The organism is Streptomyces sp. WMMC940, assembly GCF_027460265.1.
GTDB lineage: Bacteria > Actinomycetota > Actinomycetes > Streptomycetales > Streptomycetaceae > Streptomyces.
Genome location: NZ_JAPZBC010000001.1, coordinates 3,652,433 through 3,671,051 on the forward strand (window position 1 = coordinate 3,652,433; position 18,619 = coordinate 3,671,051).

Here is an 18,619-nt window from a genome sequence, read left to right on the forward strand (position 1 = left end):
AGCAACCTGAATACAGTAGGAAAATGCGCACCGAGGACGTCCTGGCCGCGACGGCGACCGGCCTGTGGAGCTGGGACAACACGGCCGGGACCGTGAGCCTCGACGCGGAGGCCGCCCGGCTGCTCGGGCTGCCCGGCGGGGGCGGCACGTACACCACCTCGGCCGTGCGCTCGCGTCTGCACCCCGTCGACTGGAACGAGGTCAGCGGCATCATCGGGCTCGCCGTGGCCGAGGGGACCCTCGCCGAGTCCCGGGTGCGGGTCGTCGACGTGGAGGGACGGGTGCTGCGCACCGTGCGCAGCCGGTCCAGGCCGGTGGTCGAGGGCGACGGCTACCACCTGTTCGGCACGATCCAGGAGGTCCCGGAGCCGCAGCCGGGCACGAGCGCGCACACCCCGGTCACCGGCGACTGGCGGCGCTCCCGCGAGGCGTTCCTGCTGGACGCGGGACGGGCGCTGGCCGAGGCCCGGTCCACCGCCGAGGTGCTGCGGGTCGCCGCGTCGCTGTCGATGCCGGGCTTCTCCCCCGACGGGCTCGCCGTCTTCGGCGTCACGGCGGACCGGCTCAAGGTCCTCGGGCACCACGGCTACGACGAGCACGAGGCCGGGCCGCTCGCCGACATGCCGCTCGACACCGAGTACCCGGCCGCCGAGGTCATCCGCACGGGGCGGGCCCTCTACGTGCCGACGCCGGAGGACTACCGGCGCCGTTACCCCACGATGTGGCCGCTGATCGAGGTCTACGGCAGGCAGTCGTGGGCCTTCCTTCCGCTGATCGTCGCGGGTCGCACGATGGGCACCTGGATGGCCGCGTTCAGCCATCCCGTCGCCTTCACGCCCGACGAACGCTCGGTCCTGACCACGGTCGCCCGGATGCTGGCGCAGGCGCTGGCCCGCGCCGGGGTGGCCGAGAGCGAACGGGAGCTGTCGCGGGGACTCCAGCGCTCGATGATGCCGTCGCTGGGACCGGGCATCCCGGGCATGTCGGTGGCGGCCCGGTACGTGCCGACCGGCGGCGGCCTCCAGGTGGGCGGCGACTGGTACGACCTGATCCCGCTGCCCGGCGGCTCCCGTGCCGACGGGGCGGGCGGTGGGAGGATCGCCCTGGTCATCGGCGACGTCCAGGGCCATGACGTACGGGCGGCCGGGCTGATGGGGCAGCTGCGGACCGCCCTGCGCGCGTACGCCTCCGAGGGCCACCGCCCCGACGCGGTGCTGGCCCGGGCGTCGCGCTTCCTGGCCGGGCTGCACTCCTACACGGAGAGCGAGGTGTACGACGACGGCGACCCCGTGGGCGGCCACACCGCCCCGCGCTTCGCGACCTGCCTCTATCTGGAGTGCGACCCGGCGACCGGCACGATCGAGATCGCCCGGGCGGGGCACCCCGATCCGGCGATCAGGATGGCCGACGGCACGGTGATCCTGCGGCCCACGGCCGGCGGTCTGCCGCTGGGCATCGACCCGGACTCCGACTACCCGACGACGCAGATCGTGCTGGAGCCCGGCGAGACGATCATGATCTGCACGGACGGGCTGCTGGAGACCGGCGGGCACGACCTGGACAGCGGGTGGGCACGGGTCCGGTCCGTGCTGGAGGAGCACCGGGACGAGGCAGGCTCGCTGGAGAAGCTCGCGGACGCGCTGGTGCAGGCAGTGCACGGGCCTGCCTCGCACCACACCATCGGTCCGCTGTCGGACCGCCGCGAGGACGACATCGCGGTCGTGCTGCTCTCCCGGCACGGCAGGCCCGCACGCCGGGCCCCGCGGCGCACGGTCCTGACCGTCCGCCAGGCCGAGCCCGAGCGGATCTCGTTGGCGCGGCGGCAGATGCGGGACCTGCTGTACGACTGGGCCGACGACGAGCAGATCGACTCGGCGGTGCTGATGGTCTCCGAGATGGTCACCAATGTGCTCGTGCACACGGACGGGGACGCGCTGATGGTGGCGGAGGCGGCCGGGGAGCACGGTTGCCGGCGGTTGCGGGTGGAGGTCTCGGACACCAGCGACGAACTGCCGCACAAGCGGCGCCCGGGCGAGCTGGCCTCGTCCGGCCGGGGCCTGGTGCTGATGGAGATGCTCGCCGACGTCTGGGGCGTGGACCCGAGGGGCGAGGGCAAGTCGATCTGGTTCGAGCTCTACGAGCCCGGGCCGGAGGAAGGGCCCCCGGAGGCGGTGCCGCCGGGTCCCTGCGTCGGCTCGCCCACGGCCTCGTAGCGGCTGCGCAGCTCCCCGACGATCCCGAACGCGGCCGCCGTCAGCGGCACGGCCAGCAGCATCCCGAGGATCCCGGCGATGCCCGCGCCCGCGGTGATCGCCAGCATCACGACGGCCGGATGCATCTGGACGGTGCGGCTCTGGATCATCGGCTGCAGCACATGGCCCTCCAGCACCTGTACGGCGAGGACGACACCGAGCGCCCAGAGCGCGATCACGAAGCCCCGGTCGGCGAGCGCCACGAGCACGGCCATCGATCCGGAGATGAAGGCCCCCAGATAGGGGATGTAGGCGAAGACGAAGACGAGCGCGCCCAGTCCGACCGCCCCGGGCACCCGCAGGATCAGCAGGCCCACGGTGATGCAGACGGCGTCGATCAGGGCGATGAACGTGGTGCCGCGCATGAAGCCCTCGACCGCCCCGAAGGCCCGCCGCCCCATCGCCTCCGCCATGTCGCCGGTCGACCGCGGCACGAGGGAGCGCAGGGTGGACACCGCGCGGTCGGAATCGCGGAGGAAGAAGAAGATCAGCAGCAGGGCGAGGACCGCGATGGCGATCATCTCGCCCACGACGCTGATCCCGGAGATCACCCCGGACGCGGCCGTGCCGCCGAACTTGGAGAGCAGCTCCCTGGAGTTGGTCGCCAGGTCGTCGAGCGAGGTACCCGCGGCGCCGAAGTGCCTGGCGAGATCCGCCGCGGCCCGCCTGAGGGAGGCGATGATCTGGTCCCCGGACTCGATCAGCGCGTTCACGACGATGTACATCGCCCCGCCGACCACCGCGACGACGGCCGCACAGGTGATCCCGGCGGCGAGGGAACGCTGCACCTTCATCCTGACCAGGCGCCGGTGCAGCGGACCGAGCAGCGCGGTGCCCAGCAGCGCGAGCAGCAGGGGCGTGACGGCGGTCTTGAACTCGACGACCAGCCACACGCCGACGGCGGCGACCCCCGCGACGAGCAGGGCGACGGCGCACCAAGCGGCGAGACGCTGCACGGTCCGGGGGAGAAGGGTCTGCGGCGGCGGCACGGCTCCAGCCGATCACGCCCGGCGCGACCCGTCCCGTCCGTGGGGTCCGGACGGGTGACGGCTCGTCAGAGGAGGAGCGGCGCTCGTCGCGAAGGGGGAGCGGCCCGCCGCCCGGTCCGCCGGACCCGGGCGGACGGTATCGGTCGCCGCCCGCCGGAGCGGACGTCGGAGGGGCCGAGGATCACGTCCCGTGGACGGCCGGGCGCCGGGCTCAGCCGGTGCAGCCGGGTACGGCTCCGGGCGGGGCGCAGTTGTCGGGGGTGTTGTCGGTGACCGCGGTCTGGTCGAGGGTGACGGTGCTGCCGGGCTCTTCGTAGATGCCGCCGCCGCTGGTGGCCTCGTTCCTGGTGACCTTGGAGCCGGTCAGGGTCGCGGTGCCGTCGCCGTTGTACAGGCCGCCGCCGAAGGCACCGGCAGTGTTGTTCCTGATGGAGGTCTTCTCGATCTCGAGGGTGGCGAAGTTCGCGATGCCGCCGCCGCCCACGTCACCGGGAGCCGTGTTCCCGCTGACGCGGCTGTCGCGGAGGGTGAGGTCGCCGCCGTTGAGGATGCCGGCGCCGAGCGGTGAGATGTCGGCGAGTGTGTTGTTGCTGACGTGGGTGGACTGCAGGGTGGTGGTGCCGCCGTTGTTGAAGATGCCTGCGCCCAGGATGATGCCGGTGTTGCCGTTGATCTCGCTTCGCCAGAAGGTCGTGACGGTGCCTTCGCCGGCGAGGATCGCGATGCCCGCGCCGGTGATCGCGCCGGTGTTCCGGTTCACCTGGCTGCGGATGAACGTCGCGGGGGCGTCTTCGGCGAAGATTCCGCCCCCCACCTCGTTGCGGGACGTGTTCTCGTTGACGGTGCTGTCGGTGAGGGAGAGGCTGCTTCTCTCGGCGTGGATGCCGCCCCCGTCGTCGCCGGTGTTGCCGTTCACGCTGCTCCGCTTGAGAGACAGCGTCGTCCCGTCGGTGAAGATGCCCCCGCCGTGGTCGGTCGCGGTGTTGCCGTCCACATGGCTGGAGGTTGCGGTGACGTCGGCGCCGCTCTCGGCGTAGACCGCGCCGCCACTGTCGGCGGCGTTGTTGCCGGTGAGGGTGGTGCACTTCAGGGTCAGGCCGCGGTCGTCGTCGACGAGGACGGCGCCGCCGTCGTCGGTGCTGCTGCCGCCGCGGACGGTCAGGCCCGAGCCGCTCCGGCAGTCCCGGTCCCGGTCGTCCCGGTCCCGGTCGCGGTCGACGCCGCCGAGGGCCGAGGCGGCGCTCACGCCGTCGCCGCGGCCCTTCCCGCGGGCGGTGCCGTCGAGAGTGAGGGCGCCTGCCGGGCCGGTGACCTCGAAGACGCGGAACTGGGGAGCGGTGGCGGCCCGTTCGATGACCGTGTCCTCGCCGCCCTTGAGCGTGACGGGGGTGGTGATGAGCGGCAGGCCGTTGGGGTCGCCGCTGGGACCGGTGTTGTCCACTGCCGTGAGCGTATAGGTGCACCTGGGAGCCAGCCGGACGGTGCCGCCGCCCGCGGCGTTGGCGGCGTCGACGGCCGCCTTCAGGGCCTCGACGTCACAGGCGATGGCATCGGAGGGTCTGGACGGGTCGGCCTGCGCGGACAGTGCCGGGACGAAGGCGAGGCCGAGGGCCAGGGCAGCGCGGACGCCGCCCGCTCTCGAAACGGATCTCATGGCAGCTCCATCGGTGTGGGGACCAGCACCGTAGGCGCCACGTCCCGGCCCCGCTCCCAACACACCACAGGAGCGAGGCGGCACCACACCGATGCCCCACCGCAGCACCCGGGCGGTCGGGGCGCTCGCGGAGGCGGTCCGGACCGACGGGTGCCGCCGCGCCCGCCCCACCGGGGCCCCGGGGCAGGCGGCGTCGACCGCACGCCCGCCGGGTCGCGAACCCGGGCCCGGGAGTCACATCCCGTGGACGGCCGGGACGGTGCCGAGGCGGCCCTTCTGGAAGTCGTCGAACGCCTGCTGGAGCTCCTCGCGGGTGTTCATGACGAACGGCCCGTAGTGCGCCATGGGCTCCCGGATCGGCCGCCCGCCGAGCAGCACGACCTCCAGGTCCGGGGTGTGTGAGTCCTGCTTCTCGTCCGCACGGACGGTCAGCGAGCCGCCGGCACCGAAGACCGCGGTCTGGCCCAGATGGATCGGACGACGCTCGGCACCGACCGAGCCCTTGCCCGCCAGCACATACGCCAGCCCGTTGAAGTCCTCCCGCCACGGCAGTGTGACCTCCGCACCCGGCGCCACCGTCGCATGGATCATCGTGATCGGCGTGTGCGTGATGCCGGGACCGGCATGCCCGTCCAGCTCACCGGCGATCACTCGCAGCAGCGCGCCGCCGTCGGGCGTGGTCAGCAGCTGGACGTTGCCGCCGCGGATGTCCTGGTAGCGCGGAGGCATCATCTTGTCCTTGGCCGGCAGGTTCACCCACAGCTGGAGGCCGTGGAACAGACCGCCGGACACGACCAGGTGCTCCGGCGGCGCCTCGATGTGCAGCAGGCCCGCGCCCGCCGTCATCCACTGCGTGTCCCCATTGGTGATGGTGCCGCCACCGCCCTGGGAGTCCTGGTGGTCGAAGATCCCGTCGATGATGTACGTGACGGTCTCGAAGCCGCGGTGCGGGTGCCAGGGGGTGCCCTTCGGCTCGCCCGGCGCGTACTCCACCTCGCCCATCTGGTCCATCATGATGAACGGGTCGAGGTGCTTGTAGTTGATCCCGGCGAACGCGCGGCGCACCGGGAAACCCTCCCCCTCGTATCCCTGGGGCGCCGTGGTCACGGCGAGCACGGGCCGCTGGACGGCGCCGTCGGCCGCGGTGACGCGCGGCAGGGTCAGGGGGTTTTCGACGGTCACTGCAGGCATGGGGGGACCTCCTTGTGCGTCCAGGTTAGTTGAATCCTGAACTTCTCGCCACCCCCAACACGGATCCCTCCGGACGCATTCCCGGAGACCCCGCCCTGGACGGGCTCCGCGCCGCCCGGAGAAGGCCCCACGCACGGTGCCCCCCGCACACAGACGACCGGCGAGCACCTCGGAGGATGCTCGCCGGTCGTCGGACGGAGAGAGGCTGCGGGGACTACCCGTACATGCGCCGCATCGCGAAGTCGACCATCTGCTCGACGGCCTTGGCGTCGAAGACCATCCGGTGCTCGCCCTCCATGTCGAGGACGAAGCCGTACCCGGTGGGCAGCAGGTCGATCACCTCGGCACCGGTGATCACGAAGTACTTGGACTCCTTGCCCGCGTAGCGGCGCAGCTCCTTGAGCGAGCTGAACATCGGGATCACCGGCTGCTGTGTGTTGTGCAGCGCCAGGAAGCCGGGATTGTCCCCACGCGGGCAGTACACCTTCGACGTCGCGAAGACCTGCTGGAAGTCCTCCGCGGAGAGCGACCCCGTCGTGAAGGCCCGCACCGCGTCCGCGAGCGAAGGGGGTGACGGCTCGGGGTACAGCGGCTGCTCACCGTAGCCCGCTCCGGGCATCCCGGCACCGGGCATGCCCGCGCCCGACATCGGCTGCTGCGGCGGGGGGCCGTAGTGCTGCTGACCGCCGGGGGTCTGGTCGTAGCCGTACATGGGCGCAAGCCTACCGAGGCTCCGCCGGGAGCGGGTCCGGCCGCCGGTCCCGCCTCAGCGGCCGAGCCCCCCGGTCCTGATCGCGCCCACGAAGGACGACCACGCGCCGGCACCGACCGCGAGGACGGGACCGTGGGGCGTCTTCGAGTCGCGGACGGGGACGACGCGGGAGAAGCCTTCGGCGACTTCCAGGCACTCGCCGCCCGTTCCGTTGCTGTAGCTGCTCTTGCGCCAGCGAACGTTGCTCAAGTCAACGTGTGTTTTTGCCATTTCGGAAGTCCTCTGCCGCAGCCTCGACCATGGCCAGGGACGCCTCAGGCGGCAGTGCGGCGGCCCTCAGCAGATCGTACGACTGCCGGTACTGCTTCACGAGCCGTGGATAGTCGACGAGTTGACCGCTGTGGAGGCTCTCCAGATAGACCACGGGGGGCGCGTCCGGGAACGTCATGATCCTTGTCATTCCCATCATGAACGGATGGGCGGACGTGGTTTCCGGGACGATCTGCAGAATGGACCGGGTCTCTCTGATCGTCGTCGCCAAGTGTGACAGCAAAACCGTCATCTCCCGGGGCGCGAGGACGGGCCGGCGGATCACCGACTCGTCGAGGACCGCCCAGAGCGACGGCGGCGAAGCCTGGCCGAAGAGCGTCGCACGTGTTACGCGGGCAGCGACCTTCTCCTCCACCACCTCCTCCGGCGCCCGTGGCATGGCGGCCCGGACGATGGCGCGTGCGTACGCCTCCGTCTGCAGCAGCCCCGGCACCAGCATCGGGGCCCAGTCCTCGATCGTCTCGGCGAACCGCTCCATCTCGGCCACGTCAGCGAAGTACTCCGCGTGCCCGGACTGCTTGGCCTTCCGCGCGTCTTCACAGCGGCGCTGGAAAAAGCCGTCCGTGCCCAGCCGCTCGTCCACGTGCCGGGCGAGGTCCGCGGGCATCCGCCGCTCGCCGCGCTCGATCTGGCTGAGGAACGGCACGCCGCGGAAACTGCCGTCGGCCAGCTGCTCCAGCGTGAGCCCCGCCTCCTCCCGCTTGTACCGCAGCTCGGCGCCGTAGAAGGACGGGACGCCCACCGAAGCGTCGGGGTCCTTGCGAGGGGGCACGACTCACCACCGCCAATTTGCCAGTCACGCAGCGCAACCCGAAGTGCTTTCCACGGTACGCACGGCGACGCCACTGTGTGAGGCGTTCGTCACAGACCGCACGGAAGGTGTACGCAGTGCCCGTTGCCCATCCCACGAGTCCGACGCCACGGAGTGCGTGGCGCAGTTGCGCGCCGCGCTCGCCGAGCACGGCATCACGCTGCCCTCGCTCGGCAGCGACCACCGGACCCCGCCGCTCGTCACCCTCGGCAACTGCAACACGGCCACGGCCCGCGCCCTCGCCGCCGCGCTCCGCGGGGCGGCCGGGCGGTGAGGCGGCTGGATGTCACGCTCCTCGCGGCTCCGGACGAGGTCCCGGCGCTCCGCCGGACCGTGCGAGGGCACGTGGGGGCCGAGTGGCCGGAACTCCAGCTGTGCGTCAGCGAGCTGGTGACGAACGTGATCGCCCACCTCGGGGAGGGCACGCCCGTGACGGTGAGCGTCTCCGTCGCGGACGACGGCCGGACGCGGGTCGCGGTCACCGATCCGTACCCGCTGCGGTGGCCCGTCCCGCGCCCGGCCGAAGGCGATGACGAGTCCGGACGCGGCCTCGCACTGCTGGACGCGGTCAGTATGCGCTGGGGTGTGGACCGGGGCCCGGACGGCAAGACAGTCTGGTGCGAGCCGGCGGGCCCGGAAGTGCCGTGGGATGCGGGCCGCGTCACAGATGTCCGTGAGGGGTTGCTTCTTATTACCGACGGGTAGCATCATCGTGGCTACTTGCTGGTAGATGTACGAGGAACCCTGCCTCCTCCCCGATCCGTTACGGAGCCGTCGCCATGGGGCACTACAAGTCGAATCTCCGCGACATCGAGTTCAACCTCTTCGAGGTCCTCGGGCGCGACAAGCTGTACGGCACCGGCCCGTTCGCGGAGATGGACGTCGAGACCGCCAAGAGCATCCTCGACGAGATCGCCCGCCTCGCGGAGAACGACCTCGCCGAGTCCTTCGCCGACGCCGACCGCAACCCGCCGGTCTTCGACCCCGAGACCAACACCGCCCCGGTGCCGGCGAGCTTCAAGAAGAGCTACAAGGCCTTCATGGACTCCGAGTACTGGCGCCTCGGCCTCCCCGAGGAGATCGGTGGCACCACCGCGCCGCGCTCCCTCGTCTGGTCCTACGCCGAACTGCTCCTCGGCTCGAACCCGGCGATATGGATGTACTCCTCGGGCCCGGCGTTCGCCGGCATCCTCCACGACGAGGGCAACGAGGCCCAGAAGAAGATCGCCCAGATCGCGGTCGAGAAGCAGTGGGGCTCCACCATGGTCCTCACCGAGCCCGACGCGGGCTCGGACGTGGGCGCCGGACGCACCAAGGCGATCCAGCAGGACGACGGCTCCTGGCACATCGAGGGCGTGAAGCGCTTCATCACCTCCGGTGAGCACGACATGGAGGAGAACATCCTCCACTACGTCCTCGCCCGCCCCGAGGGCCACGGCCCGGGCACCAAGGGCCTGTCCCTCTTCCTCGTGCCGAAGTTCCACTTCGACTGGGAGACCGGTGAGCTGGGCGAGCGCAACGGCGTCTACGCCACCAACGTCGAGCACAAGATGGGCCTCAAGGCGTCCAACACGTGCGAGATGACCTTCGGCGACAAGCACCCCGCCAAGGGCTGGCTGATCGGCGACAAGCACGACGGCATCCGCCAGATGTTCATGATCATCGAGTTCGCCCGCATGATGGTCGGCACGAAGGCGATCTCCACGCTGTCGACGGGCTACCTCAACGCGCTGGAGTACGCCAAGGAGCGCGTCCAGGGTCCCGACCTGGCGAACTTCATGGACAAGACCGCGCCCAAGGTCACCATCACCCACCACCCCGACGTGCGCCGCTCGCTGATGACGCAGAAGGCGTACGCGGAGGGCATGCGCTCCCTCGTCCTCTACACCGCCGCGGTGCAGGACGAGATCGCGTTCAAGGAGGCCGCGGGCGAGGACGCCAAGTCCCTGCACGGCCTGAACGACCTGCTGCTGCCGATCGTGAAGGGCTACGGCTCCGAGAAGGCGTACGAGCAGCTCGCCCAGTCGCTGCAGATCTTCGGCGGCTCCGGGTACCTGCAGGAGTACCCGATCGAGCAGTACATCCGCGACGCCAAGATCGACACCCTCTACGAGGGCACCACCGCGATCCAGGGCCAGGACTACTTCTTCCGGAAGATCGTCCGCGACCAGGGCGCGTCGCTGAACCTGCTGGCCGAGGAGATCAAGAAGTTCCTCGCGGTCGGCACCGGCGGCGACGAGCTGGCCGGCGCCCGCGACGCCCTCTCCAAGGGCCGCCGTGGACCTGGAGGCGATCGTCGGCCGGATGCTCACCGACCTCACCGCCACCGGCGAGGACGTCAAGAACATCTACAAGGTCGGCCTCAACACCACGCGCCTGCTGCTCGCCTCCGGCGACGTCGTCGTCGGCTACCTGCTGCTGCGCGGTGCGGCCGTCGCCGCCGAGAAGCTGGAGACCGCCTCCGCCAAGGACAAGGCGTTCTACCAGGGCAAGATCGCGGCCGCGAAGTTCTTCGCCGCCAACGTCCTGCCCGGCGTCTCGCTCGCCCGCGAGATCGCCGAGGGCGTCGACAACGACCTGATGGAACTGGACGAGGCGGCCTTCTAGTCCGCGCTCGCACCACACCGCCGCGAAGGCCCGCTCCCGTCCCGTCCCGGAGCGGGCCTTCCGCCGTACCGTGGCCCCCACCCCCGTACCGCGCGCGGAAGCCCCGTCCCACCGGGCGTACCGGGCCCTCGGGGAACGCTCGTTAAGGTGAACACCATGAGCAGCCGTGCAGCCTCCCCGTCACACGCCGCCTTCGACCGCGGCCACACCGAGGACATGATGTCCTTCCTGACGGCGAGCCCCTCGCCCTACCACGCCGTGGCGAACGCCGCCGAGCGGCTGGACAAGGCCGGATTCCGGCAGGTCGAGGAGACCGACGCCTGGGACGGGACCAGCGGCGGCAAGTACGTGCTCCGGGGCGGCGCGATCATCGCCTGGTACGTGCCGGAGGGCGCACCGGCCCACACCCCCTTCCGCATCGTCGGCGCCCACACCGACTCCCCCAACCTCCGAGTCAAGCCCGAGCCGGACATGGGAGCGCACGGCTGGCGGCAGATCGCCGTGGAGATCTACGGCGGACCGCTGCTCAACTCCTGGCTCGACCGCGACCTCGGCCTCGCCGGCCGGCTCACGCTGCGGGACGGCTCCACCCGCCTGGTCAACGTCGACCGCCCCCTGCTGCGCGTGCCCCAGCTCGCCATCCACATGGACCGCTCGATCTACGAGAAGGGGCTGCAGCTCGACAAGCAGAAGCACATGCAGCCCATCTGGGGCCTCGGCGACACCGTCAGGGAGGGCGACCTGATCTCCTTCCTGGAGGAGGAGAGCGGACTCGCGCCCGGCGAGGTCACCGGCTGGGACCTGATGACCCACGCCCTGGAGGCCCCCGCGTTCCTCGGCCGCCACCGCGAACTCGTCGCCGGTCCACGGATGGACAACCTCCTCTCCGTGCACGCCGGCACCGCGGCGCTCGCCGCCGTCTCCGGCCGGGACGGTCTGGCGTACATCCCCGTCCTCGCCGCCTTCGACCACGAGGAGAACGGCTCCCAGGCCGACACCGGCGCCGACGGCCCTCTCCTCGGATCGGTGCTGGAGCGCTCGGTGTTCGCCCGGGGTGGCACCTACGAGGACCGCGCCCGGGCCTTCGCCGGCACGGTCTGCCTCTCCTCCGACACCGGCCACGCCGTGCACCCCAACTACGCGGAGCGCCACGACCCCACGCACCACCCCCGCCCCAACCGTGGCCCCATCCTGAAGGTCAACGTCAACCAGCGGTACGCGACGGACGGCAGCGGCCGGGCCGTGTTCGCCGCCGCCTGCGAACGCGCCGGCGTGGAGTGGCAGACGTTCGTCTCCAACAACGCGATGCCGTGCGGCACCACGATCGGGCCGATCACCGCCGCCCGCCACGGGATCCGCACCGTCGACATCGGCGTCGCGATCCTCTCGATGCACAGCGCCCGCGAACTCTGCGGCGCGGACGACCCGTACCTGCTGGCCAACGCACTGCTGGCGTTCCTCGAAGGCTGACCCCGCGCGGCCCTTCCGCCGGGTGCCGCGCGGACGTCGTGCCGGCTTTCCCGCGTAGGTGTCGCCCGCCGGGGTACCCGGAGGTCCTACATCGACACAGGAGGCGGAGATCATGGGCCTGGGAGGCTGCATCCTGCTGATCGGCGCGGGGGCGATACTCACCTTCGCGACCGACTGGCAGACCGAGAGCGTCAACCTCGACCTGGTCGGGCTGATCATGATGGCGGTCGGCATCATCGGCGTCGCCACCTTCACGAGCATCGCGCGCCGCCGCCGGGCGGTCGTCCCCCCGGTCGCCCCGACCGTGGTGGAGGAGCCCCGGCACAGCGGCTACGAGCGCTGACGCGCCGACGGCCCGATCCGGTCGGCGGCGGCACGCCCGGCGCCGACCACGCCCCGGGGCCGGTGTCCGTCGGCATCCGCCGGCGCCGACATCCGCGGAACACCGTGCCGGGCACGGTGTTCCGCATGGTTCTCCTGGGACGGGGAACGGCCCTCGTGCACCGTCGCGGTCCGTCCCGGAAGAAGCGCGCCGCCGTACCCGACGCGGCGACCGCCGTCGTCGTCACGCTCGCCGGGAACGGCTACGCGTCGTCCATGCCCGCGAGCACCAGCGGCAGCCGGGCCACCCCGTCCCGCGTCACCCGGACCGGAACACCCCAGTCCTGCTGGTGCACATGGCACGCCGGGTACGGGTTCGCGGGATCGTCGTCGCACGAGGCCGCCATCGCCGACACATGCAGCACGCCCTCCGTCACCGCCGGATTCAGCTCCAGCTCCCGGCAGAGGTCGGTGCCCGCGCCCTCGCCCCCGGCCAGCAGCTCCGGCGGGGTCGACGACACCAGCAGCCGGGTCGACGGGCCGTAACGGGTGTCGAGCTTCTGCCCCTCGGGAGCCTGGAAGACCACGTCGAGCCGCAGCGCCCCCGGCGCCACCTCGGTGGCCGCACGCTGCGTGCGGTGCGCCACGGCCTCGACGCGGACCGCCTCCTCGGGCAGCCGCAGCCGCGTCAGCCGGTGCCGCGCCGACTCCACGACGACGATCTCCTCGCCGTCCAGGACCGCGCCGGACGGCTCGCGCAGATCGGTCGCGAGAGTCGTCACCTCGTCCGTCGCCGGGTCGTAGCGGCGGAGGGCGTGGTTGTACGTGTCGGACACCGCCACCGAGCCGTCCGGCAGCGCGGTGACGCCCAACGGGTGCTGGAGCAGGGCCTGTTCGGCGGCCCCGTCGCGGTGGCCGAAGTCGAAGAGGCCCGTGCCGACGGCGGTGCGCACGATGCCGTCGGTGCCGATCCAACGCAGCGCGGACGTCTCCGAGTCCGCGATCCACAGCCGGTCCCCGGCCGCGGCCAGCCCGGACGGCTGCGCGAACCACGCCTCGGCCGCCGGCCCGTCCACCAGGCCCTCGTTGGTCGTGCCCGCGGCGACCCCGACCGTGCCGGTCTCCGGGTCGTACGTCCACAGCTGGTGGACGCCGGCCATCGCGATCCACACCTTGCCCTGCCACCAGGCCACGTCCCACGGCGAGGACAGGTCCACCTCCAGCGCCGGCCCCGACGTCGGCGACCCCTGCCACCACTGCCGCCCCGTCCCCGCGACCCGCTCGATCACGCCGGTCCCGGGGTCGAACGTCCGCAGCGCGTGGTTCACGGTGTCGGCGACGACCACCTTCCCCGACGGCAGCAGCGCGAGCCCCTGCGGCTCCCGGAAGTCGCCGTCGCCGATCCGGCGTACGACGGTCTCCCCGTCCGCCTCCAGCTCGACGAGCTGGTGCCGCGTCGAGTCGGAGACCAGGAAGCGCCCGGAGGGCAGCCGCACGGCCTTCCCCGGGAAACGCAGATCCGTGGCGACCGGCTCCGGCGGCACGTACGGCCCGTCCCCGCGCCGCAGCGTCCCCTTCGCCTCGTGCTCGATCTCCAACTGCTCCACGAGGCGCTCGATCGCGTGCGCGTGGCCCTCACCGGCGTGCTGGGCGACGACGTACCCCTCGGGATCGATCACCACGAGCGTGGGCCAGGCCCGTACCGCGTACTGCTTCCAGGTCGCGAGCTCGGGGTCGTCGAGGACGGGGTGGTGCACCTCGTACCGCTCGACGGCGTCGACGACGGCCCGGTGCTCGGCCTCGTGAGCGAACTTCGGCGAGTGGACACCGATGATCACCGTGGTGTCGCGGTGCTTCTCCTCGAGCTCGCGCAGCTCGTCCAGGACGTGCAGACAGTTGATGCAGCAGAACGTCCAAAAGTCGAGGATCAATGTGCGACCTCGGACGTCGGCGAGCTTCAGATCCTTCCCACCGGTGTTGATCCAACCGCCCTTGCCGATCAGCTCGGGGGCACGGACACGGGCACGGCGGCGGGGCGCGGGGGCAGCGGCGTTCATGCGTTCAAGGGTGCCACTTGTGGAGTGACCGGCTCCGGCCGGTCCGGGGCAGGCCGGAGGGTGCCGCCCCTCCCGGAACGGCGGCCGCGGCGGGGCGGGAGGGACGGCTCCGGAGCGTCAGGCCCTGGGCCCCGCCGGCGGTGCCAGGCCCAGGCGGCGGTCCTTGAGGGCCGGGAACTGGTCACGGGTCGCGGCGGGCTTCTTCGGGTCGAGGTCGGCCGTGAGGACCTCCTCCCCGCCGCCCGCCTCGGCGAGGACCTCGCCCCAGGGGTCGACGACGATGCTGTGGCCCGCCTGCTCCGTGCCCGCGTGGGTACCGGCGGTGCCGCAGGCGAGGACGTACGCCTGGTTCTCGACCGCCCGGGCCCGCGCCAGGAGGGACCAGTGGGCACGGCGCCGCTCCGGCCAGCCGGCGGGGACGACCAGGACGTCGGCGCCGGCGTCGACCAGGCCGCGGAAGAGCTCGGGGAAGCGCAGGTCGTAGCAGGTGCCGAGGCCGAGGGTGACCTCGGGGAGCCGTACCGTCACCAGGTCCTCGCCCGCGGCCATCATCACGGCCTCGCCCGTGTCGAACCCGAAGCGGTGGATCTTCCGGTAGACCCCCGCGAGGCGGCCCTCGGGGGAGAGGACGAGCGCGGTGTTGAAGAGGCGCCCGTCGGGGGCCCGTTCGACGACGGACCCGGCGTGCAGCCAGACGCCCGCGTCGGCGGCCGCCTGCGCCATGACCTGGCGCGTGGGTCCGTCCAGCGTCTCGGCCTCAGCCTCGAAGGACTCGTACGCGAAGGCCCCTACGGGCCAGAGTTCGGGGAGGACGACGAGGTCGGATCCGCGCTGCTCCCGGACCAGTTCGGCCGCTCGGCTGCGGCGTGAATCCACCGATTCGTCCCGGTCTACTGCGATCTGGATGAGTGAGGCGCGCACACTACCACCGTCCTGGCATTCGAGCCGTCAACACGGGCCTACGATCGTCACACGAAAGCACTGCCGGGGTGCCCAAGGGCAGCGTACTGTTCTCTCCCGGGGGTCACCCCCAGGACCCCCGGCAGCCGCCTGCACCCAGCCCGCGCACGACCGCCGAGGGGTTCCGTGACCGTCCATCCCAGTCTCCAGACCTACGCCGACGCCTGGGCCCACTCCGTCGAAGCCATATCCGAGCTGGTGCAGCCGCTCGCCGAGGGCGACTGGAACCGTGCGACGCCGTGCCCCGGCTGGTCGGTGCGCGACATCGTGTCGCACGTGATCGGCATGGAGTGCGAGATGCTCGGTGATCCCCGGCCGATCCACACACTGCCGCGCGATCTCTACCATGTCCGCAGCGAGTTCGCCCGCTACATGGAGATGCAGGTCGATGTGCGCCGCCACCATACGGCTCCGGAGATGACCTCCGAGCTCGAGTACACGATCATCCGGCGGAACCGGCAGTTGCGGAACGAGAACCGTGCGCCCGACACGATGGTGCGCGCCCCGCTGGGCGCGGAGCAGACGCTGGAACTGGCCTACCGTATGCGGGCGTTCGACATCTGGGTGCACGAACAGGACCTGCGCGCCGCGCTGAACAGGCCGGGCAACCTCGACTCCCCCGGCGCACTCGTCGCCCGCGACAACTTCCTCGCGGTGCTGCCGAGGGTCGTCGCCAAGGACGCCGGCGCCCCGCCGCATTCGGCGGTGGTCTTCGACGTGCACGGTCCGGTGGAGTTCCTGCGGACGGTGCGGGTCGACGCGGACGGACGCGGCACCATCGACGGCGCGCCCTCGCTGGGCCCGGCCGCGACGCTGGCGCTGGACTGGGAGACGTACGTCCGGCTGGCGGCGGGCCGGGTCAGGCCCGCGGCCGTCGCCGACCGGATCAAGATCGAGGGGGACGCCGACCTCGCGTGGGCGATCCTGGACTCGTTCGCGGTGACGCCCTAGCGGGTGGTGTTCCCGGGCCCGCCGTGCCCGGGCCGCCGTTCGGCGGTGCCCCGGGCAGCCGTGACCGGTGACCGGGCCGCCGTTCGGCGGTGCCCGTCGCGGGGCGCCTTGGACGGCGGGTCGCGCACGCCCCGGCGTGACCACTGCGCCTCACACCGGGACGTGCACCGCCTCGACCCGGCTCGACACCAGCCGCTCCCGCTCCCGTCGCACCGTGCGCGCCCGCAGTCTCAGGATCTGCGTCACGCCCAGCGCCTCGAGGACGAAGACGGAGGAGAACGCGATCCGGTAGTCGCCGCCGGTCGCGTCCAGCAGTACGCCCACCGCCAGCAGCGTGGTCATGGAGGCCACGAAACCGCCCATGTTGACGATGCCGGACGCCGTCCCCTGGCGTTCCGGCGGATTGGCGGGCCGGGCGAAGTCGAAGCCGATCATCGACGCGGGTCCGCATGCGCCGAGGACCGCGCACAGGGTGATGAGCAGCCACATCGGGGCCGGGCCGGGGTGGGCGAGGACGGCGGCCCACAGCGTGGCGGTCGCCCCGACCGTGCCGACGGCGAGCGGCGCCCGTGCGGCGTGGTGCCGGGCGATGACCTGGCCGTAGACCAGTCCCACCACCATGTTGGAGACGACCACGAGGGTGAGCAGCCCGCCCGCGGTCTCCCGGGGGAGCCGCTGGGCCTCGACGAGGAACGGCAGCCCCCACAGCAGCAGGAACACCATCGCGGGGAACTGGGTGGTGAAGTGCACCCACAACCCGAGACGGGTACCGGGCTCGCGCCAGGAGAGGGCGATCTGCCGGCGGACGAAGGCCGCCCCGGCGTGCTCGGCGGGTGGCCGCTCCCAGCCCTCGGGGTGGTCCTTGAGGAAGAGGACGAGCAGGACGAGGACGACCGCTCCGGCCGCGGCGCTGCCCGCGAACGTCGCGGTCCAGCCGAGGCCGTCCAGCATCCGGGAGACCACGATCGTGGAGACCAGGTTGCCCGCCATGCCGAACAGCGCCGCGACCTGGGCGACGAACGGTCCCCGCCGGGCGGGGAACCAGCGGGAGCCGAGTCGCAACACGCTGATGAAGGTCATCGCGTCGCCGCAGCCGAGGAGGGCGCGTGCGCCGAGGGCCGTGCCGTACGAGGGGGAGAGGGCGAAGCCGAGCTGTCCCGCGGTGAAGAGGACGACGCCGATGGTCAGCACCTTCTTGGTGCCGAGCCGGTCGACCATGAGGCCGACGGGTATCTGCATGCCGGCGTAGACGAGCAGTTGGAGTATGGAGAAGGTCGACAGCGCGGACGCGTTGACGTCGAAGCGGTCGGCGGCGTCGAGTCCGGCGACGCCCAGCGACGTACGGAAGATGACGGCGACGAAGTAGACGGCGACGCCGATGCCCCAGACGAGGGCGGCCCGGCGTCCGCCCGGGGGATCGCCGGGCAGTGCGGCGGACTCCCGGCTCATCGCTCCTCACCCCGGACCAGCACCTTGACCCAGCCCAGGTGCTGGTGCACACAGGACGCGGCCCGCTCGGTGTCACCGGCCCTGATGGCGTCCAGCATCTCGGCGTGCTCGGCGATGTTCTTGGCGATGCGGTCGGGGTGCGAGTGCATGACGGCGACCCCCATCCGCAGCTGGCGGTCGCGCAGCTGGTCGTAGAGGCGGGAGAGGATCTCGTTCCCGGCGTGCCGGACGATCTCCGCGTGGAAGCAGCGGTCGGTGACGGCCACCTCGGCGAGGTCGCCGGACTCGGCGCGCCGCTTCTGCTCCTCGAGCAGTTCCTCCAGGCGCTCGATCAGCCGGGGCGGGGCGGGTACGGCCCGGCGGACGGCGAACTCCTCGACCAGCAGCCGGGTTTCGACGACGTCGGCGATCTCCTGTGCGGAGACGGCGAGGACGAGCGCGCCCTTCTTCGGGTAGAGCTTGAGGAGCCCTTCCATCTCCAGCTTGAGGAGCGCCTCGCGGACGGGAGTGCGGGACACCCCGACGGCCTCGGCGAGTTCGCCCTCGGTGAGGAGGGTGCCGCCCTCGTAGCGTCGTTCGAGGACGGCCTGCTTGATGTGGGTGTAGACGCGGTCGGCGGCGGGGGGCTGTTTCACGGGGGCGGCGGGCATGCGCACAGCATAGATACAACAGGTGTGCATCAGCTGCAGGTGTCCGCCATTCAGGACGGCGCGACGGAGGGGACCGGACGCGCCGGCCGGAGCGTGCACCGGCCCGGGAAAAGGGTCGGGGCGACCTGGCCGAGACGCGTGCCACAGCCGTGCATCCATTCACGCCCCTCAGGTGTCTTATATCGGGATCGTTCTTTCTCCGGATCCCCAACTGA

16 protein-coding genes and 1 pseudogene are annotated in these 18,619 nt (G+C 71.8%); 7 read left to right on the forward strand and 10 right to left on the reverse strand.

Annotated features, from left to right (window positions below):
• Positions 1-23: 23 nt before the first annotated feature.
• On the forward strand, positions 24-2,213 hold the full coding sequence (locus O7595_RS16015) for an ATP-binding SpoIIE family protein phosphatase (RefSeq protein ID WP_269729362.1): 2,190 nt from the start codon (positions 24-26) through the stop codon (positions 2,211-2,213).
• Here the strand turns inward: O7595_RS16015 and O7595_RS16020 are convergent.
• The 6 genes from O7595_RS16020 to O7595_RS16045 all read right to left on the reverse strand — a co-directional run bounded on the left by O7595_RS16020 (position 2,135) and on the right by O7595_RS16045 (position 7,900).
• Positions 2,135-3,241 carry an AI-2E family transporter gene (locus O7595_RS16020; RefSeq protein ID WP_269729363.1) on the reverse strand — a complete coding sequence of 369 codons (1,107 nt, stop codon included), beginning with the start codon at positions 3,239-3,241 and terminating at the stop codon, positions 2,135-2,137. The genes O7595_RS16015 and O7595_RS16020 overlap by 79 nt on opposite strands.
• Positions 3,242-3,452: 211 nt before the next feature.
• On the reverse strand, positions 3,453-4,895 hold the full coding sequence (locus O7595_RS16025) for a right-handed parallel beta-helix repeat-containing protein (RefSeq protein ID WP_269729364.1): 1,443 nt from the start codon (positions 4,893-4,895) through the stop codon (positions 3,453-3,455).
• Between the two features lie 234 nt (positions 4,896-5,129).
• A complete protein-coding gene (locus tag O7595_RS16030; protein WP_269729365.1) occupies positions 5,130-6,086 on the reverse strand; it encodes a pirin family protein in 957 nt (318 codons plus the stop codon).
• A 214-nt stretch (positions 6,087-6,300) separates the two neighbouring features.
• A complete protein-coding gene (locus tag O7595_RS16035; RefSeq protein ID WP_093653707.1) occupies positions 6,301-6,798 on the reverse strand; it encodes an SseB family protein in 498 nt (165 codons plus the stop codon).
• A 54-nt stretch (positions 6,799-6,852) separates the two neighbouring features.
• Positions 6,853-7,068 carry a DUF397 domain-containing protein gene (locus O7595_RS16040; RefSeq protein ID WP_269729366.1) on the reverse strand — a complete coding sequence of 72 codons (216 nt, stop codon included), beginning with the start codon at positions 7,066-7,068 and terminating at the stop codon, positions 6,853-6,855.
• Positions 7,049-7,900, reverse strand: a complete 852-nt coding sequence (locus O7595_RS16045; RefSeq protein ID WP_269729367.1) for a helix-turn-helix domain-containing protein — start codon at positions 7,898-7,900, stop codon at positions 7,049-7,051. Before O7595_RS16045 ends, O7595_RS16040 begins: the two co-directional genes overlap by 20 nt.
• Positions 7,901-8,057: 157 nt before the next feature.
• Between O7595_RS16045 and O7595_RS16050 the strand changes: the two genes are divergently transcribed.
• The 5 genes and pseudogenes from O7595_RS16050 (at position 8,058) to O7595_RS16070 (ending at position 12,359) form a co-directional block, all read left to right on the forward strand.
• Entirely contained in the window at positions 8,058-8,213 is a 156-nt protein-coding gene (locus O7595_RS16050; RefSeq protein ID WP_269729368.1) for a hypothetical protein, read from the forward strand.
• The gene (locus tag O7595_RS16055) at positions 8,210-8,644 is read left to right on the forward strand and encodes an ATP-binding protein (RefSeq protein WP_269729369.1); all 435 of its coding nucleotides are present in this window, start codon (positions 8,210-8,212) and stop codon (positions 8,642-8,644) included. Before O7595_RS16050 ends, O7595_RS16055 begins: the two co-directional genes overlap by 4 nt.
• A gap of 74 nt (positions 8,645-8,718) precedes the next feature.
• A pseudogene (locus tag O7595_RS16060) lies at positions 8,719-10,546 on the forward strand (acyl-CoA dehydrogenase).
• 156 nt (positions 10,547-10,702) lie between these two features.
• Positions 10,703-12,016: a M18 family aminopeptidase gene (locus O7595_RS16065; RefSeq protein ID WP_269729370.1), complete on the forward strand. Its 1,314-nt coding sequence runs from the start codon at positions 10,703-10,705 to the stop codon at positions 12,014-12,016.
• Between the two features lie 112 nt (positions 12,017-12,128).
• Positions 12,129-12,359, forward strand: a complete 231-nt coding sequence (locus O7595_RS16070; RefSeq protein WP_269729371.1) for a DUF6458 family protein — start codon at positions 12,129-12,131, stop codon at positions 12,357-12,359.
• A 241-nt stretch (positions 12,360-12,600) separates the two neighbouring features.
• On the opposite strand, the gene O7595_RS16075 is transcribed toward O7595_RS16070, so the two are convergent.
• The gene (locus O7595_RS16075) at positions 12,601-14,394 is read right to left on the reverse strand and encodes an NHL domain-containing thioredoxin family protein (RefSeq protein ID WP_269729372.1); all 1,794 of its coding nucleotides are present in this window, start codon (positions 14,392-14,394) and stop codon (positions 12,601-12,603) included.
• Positions 14,395-14,511: 117 nt separating this feature from the next.
• Positions 14,512-15,315 (reverse strand): carbon-nitrogen family hydrolase, encoded by an 804-nt coding sequence (locus O7595_RS16080; RefSeq protein ID WP_269729373.1) that lies wholly within the window; start codon positions 15,313-15,315, stop codon positions 14,512-14,514.
• Between the two features lie 165 nt (positions 15,316-15,480).
• On the opposite strand from O7595_RS16080, the gene O7595_RS16085 reads away from it, so the two are divergent.
• Positions 15,481-16,305 (forward strand): maleylpyruvate isomerase family mycothiol-dependent enzyme, encoded by an 825-nt coding sequence (locus O7595_RS16085; RefSeq protein WP_269729374.1) that lies wholly within the window; start codon positions 15,481-15,483, stop codon positions 16,303-16,305.
• 150 nt (positions 16,306-16,455) lie between these two features.
• Here O7595_RS16085 and O7595_RS16090 read toward each other — a convergent pair whose 3' ends face one another.
• Complete coding sequence (locus O7595_RS16090) at positions 16,456-17,754, reverse strand: MFS transporter (RefSeq protein WP_269729375.1); 1,299 nt, start codon at positions 17,752-17,754, stop codon at positions 16,456-16,458.
• Positions 17,751-18,404 (reverse strand): GntR family transcriptional regulator, encoded by a 654-nt coding sequence (locus O7595_RS16095; RefSeq protein ID WP_269729376.1) that lies wholly within the window; start codon positions 18,402-18,404, stop codon positions 17,751-17,753. The genes O7595_RS16090 and O7595_RS16095 overlap by 4 nt, the downstream gene beginning before the upstream one ends.
• Positions 18,405-18,619: the final 215 nt, after the last annotated feature.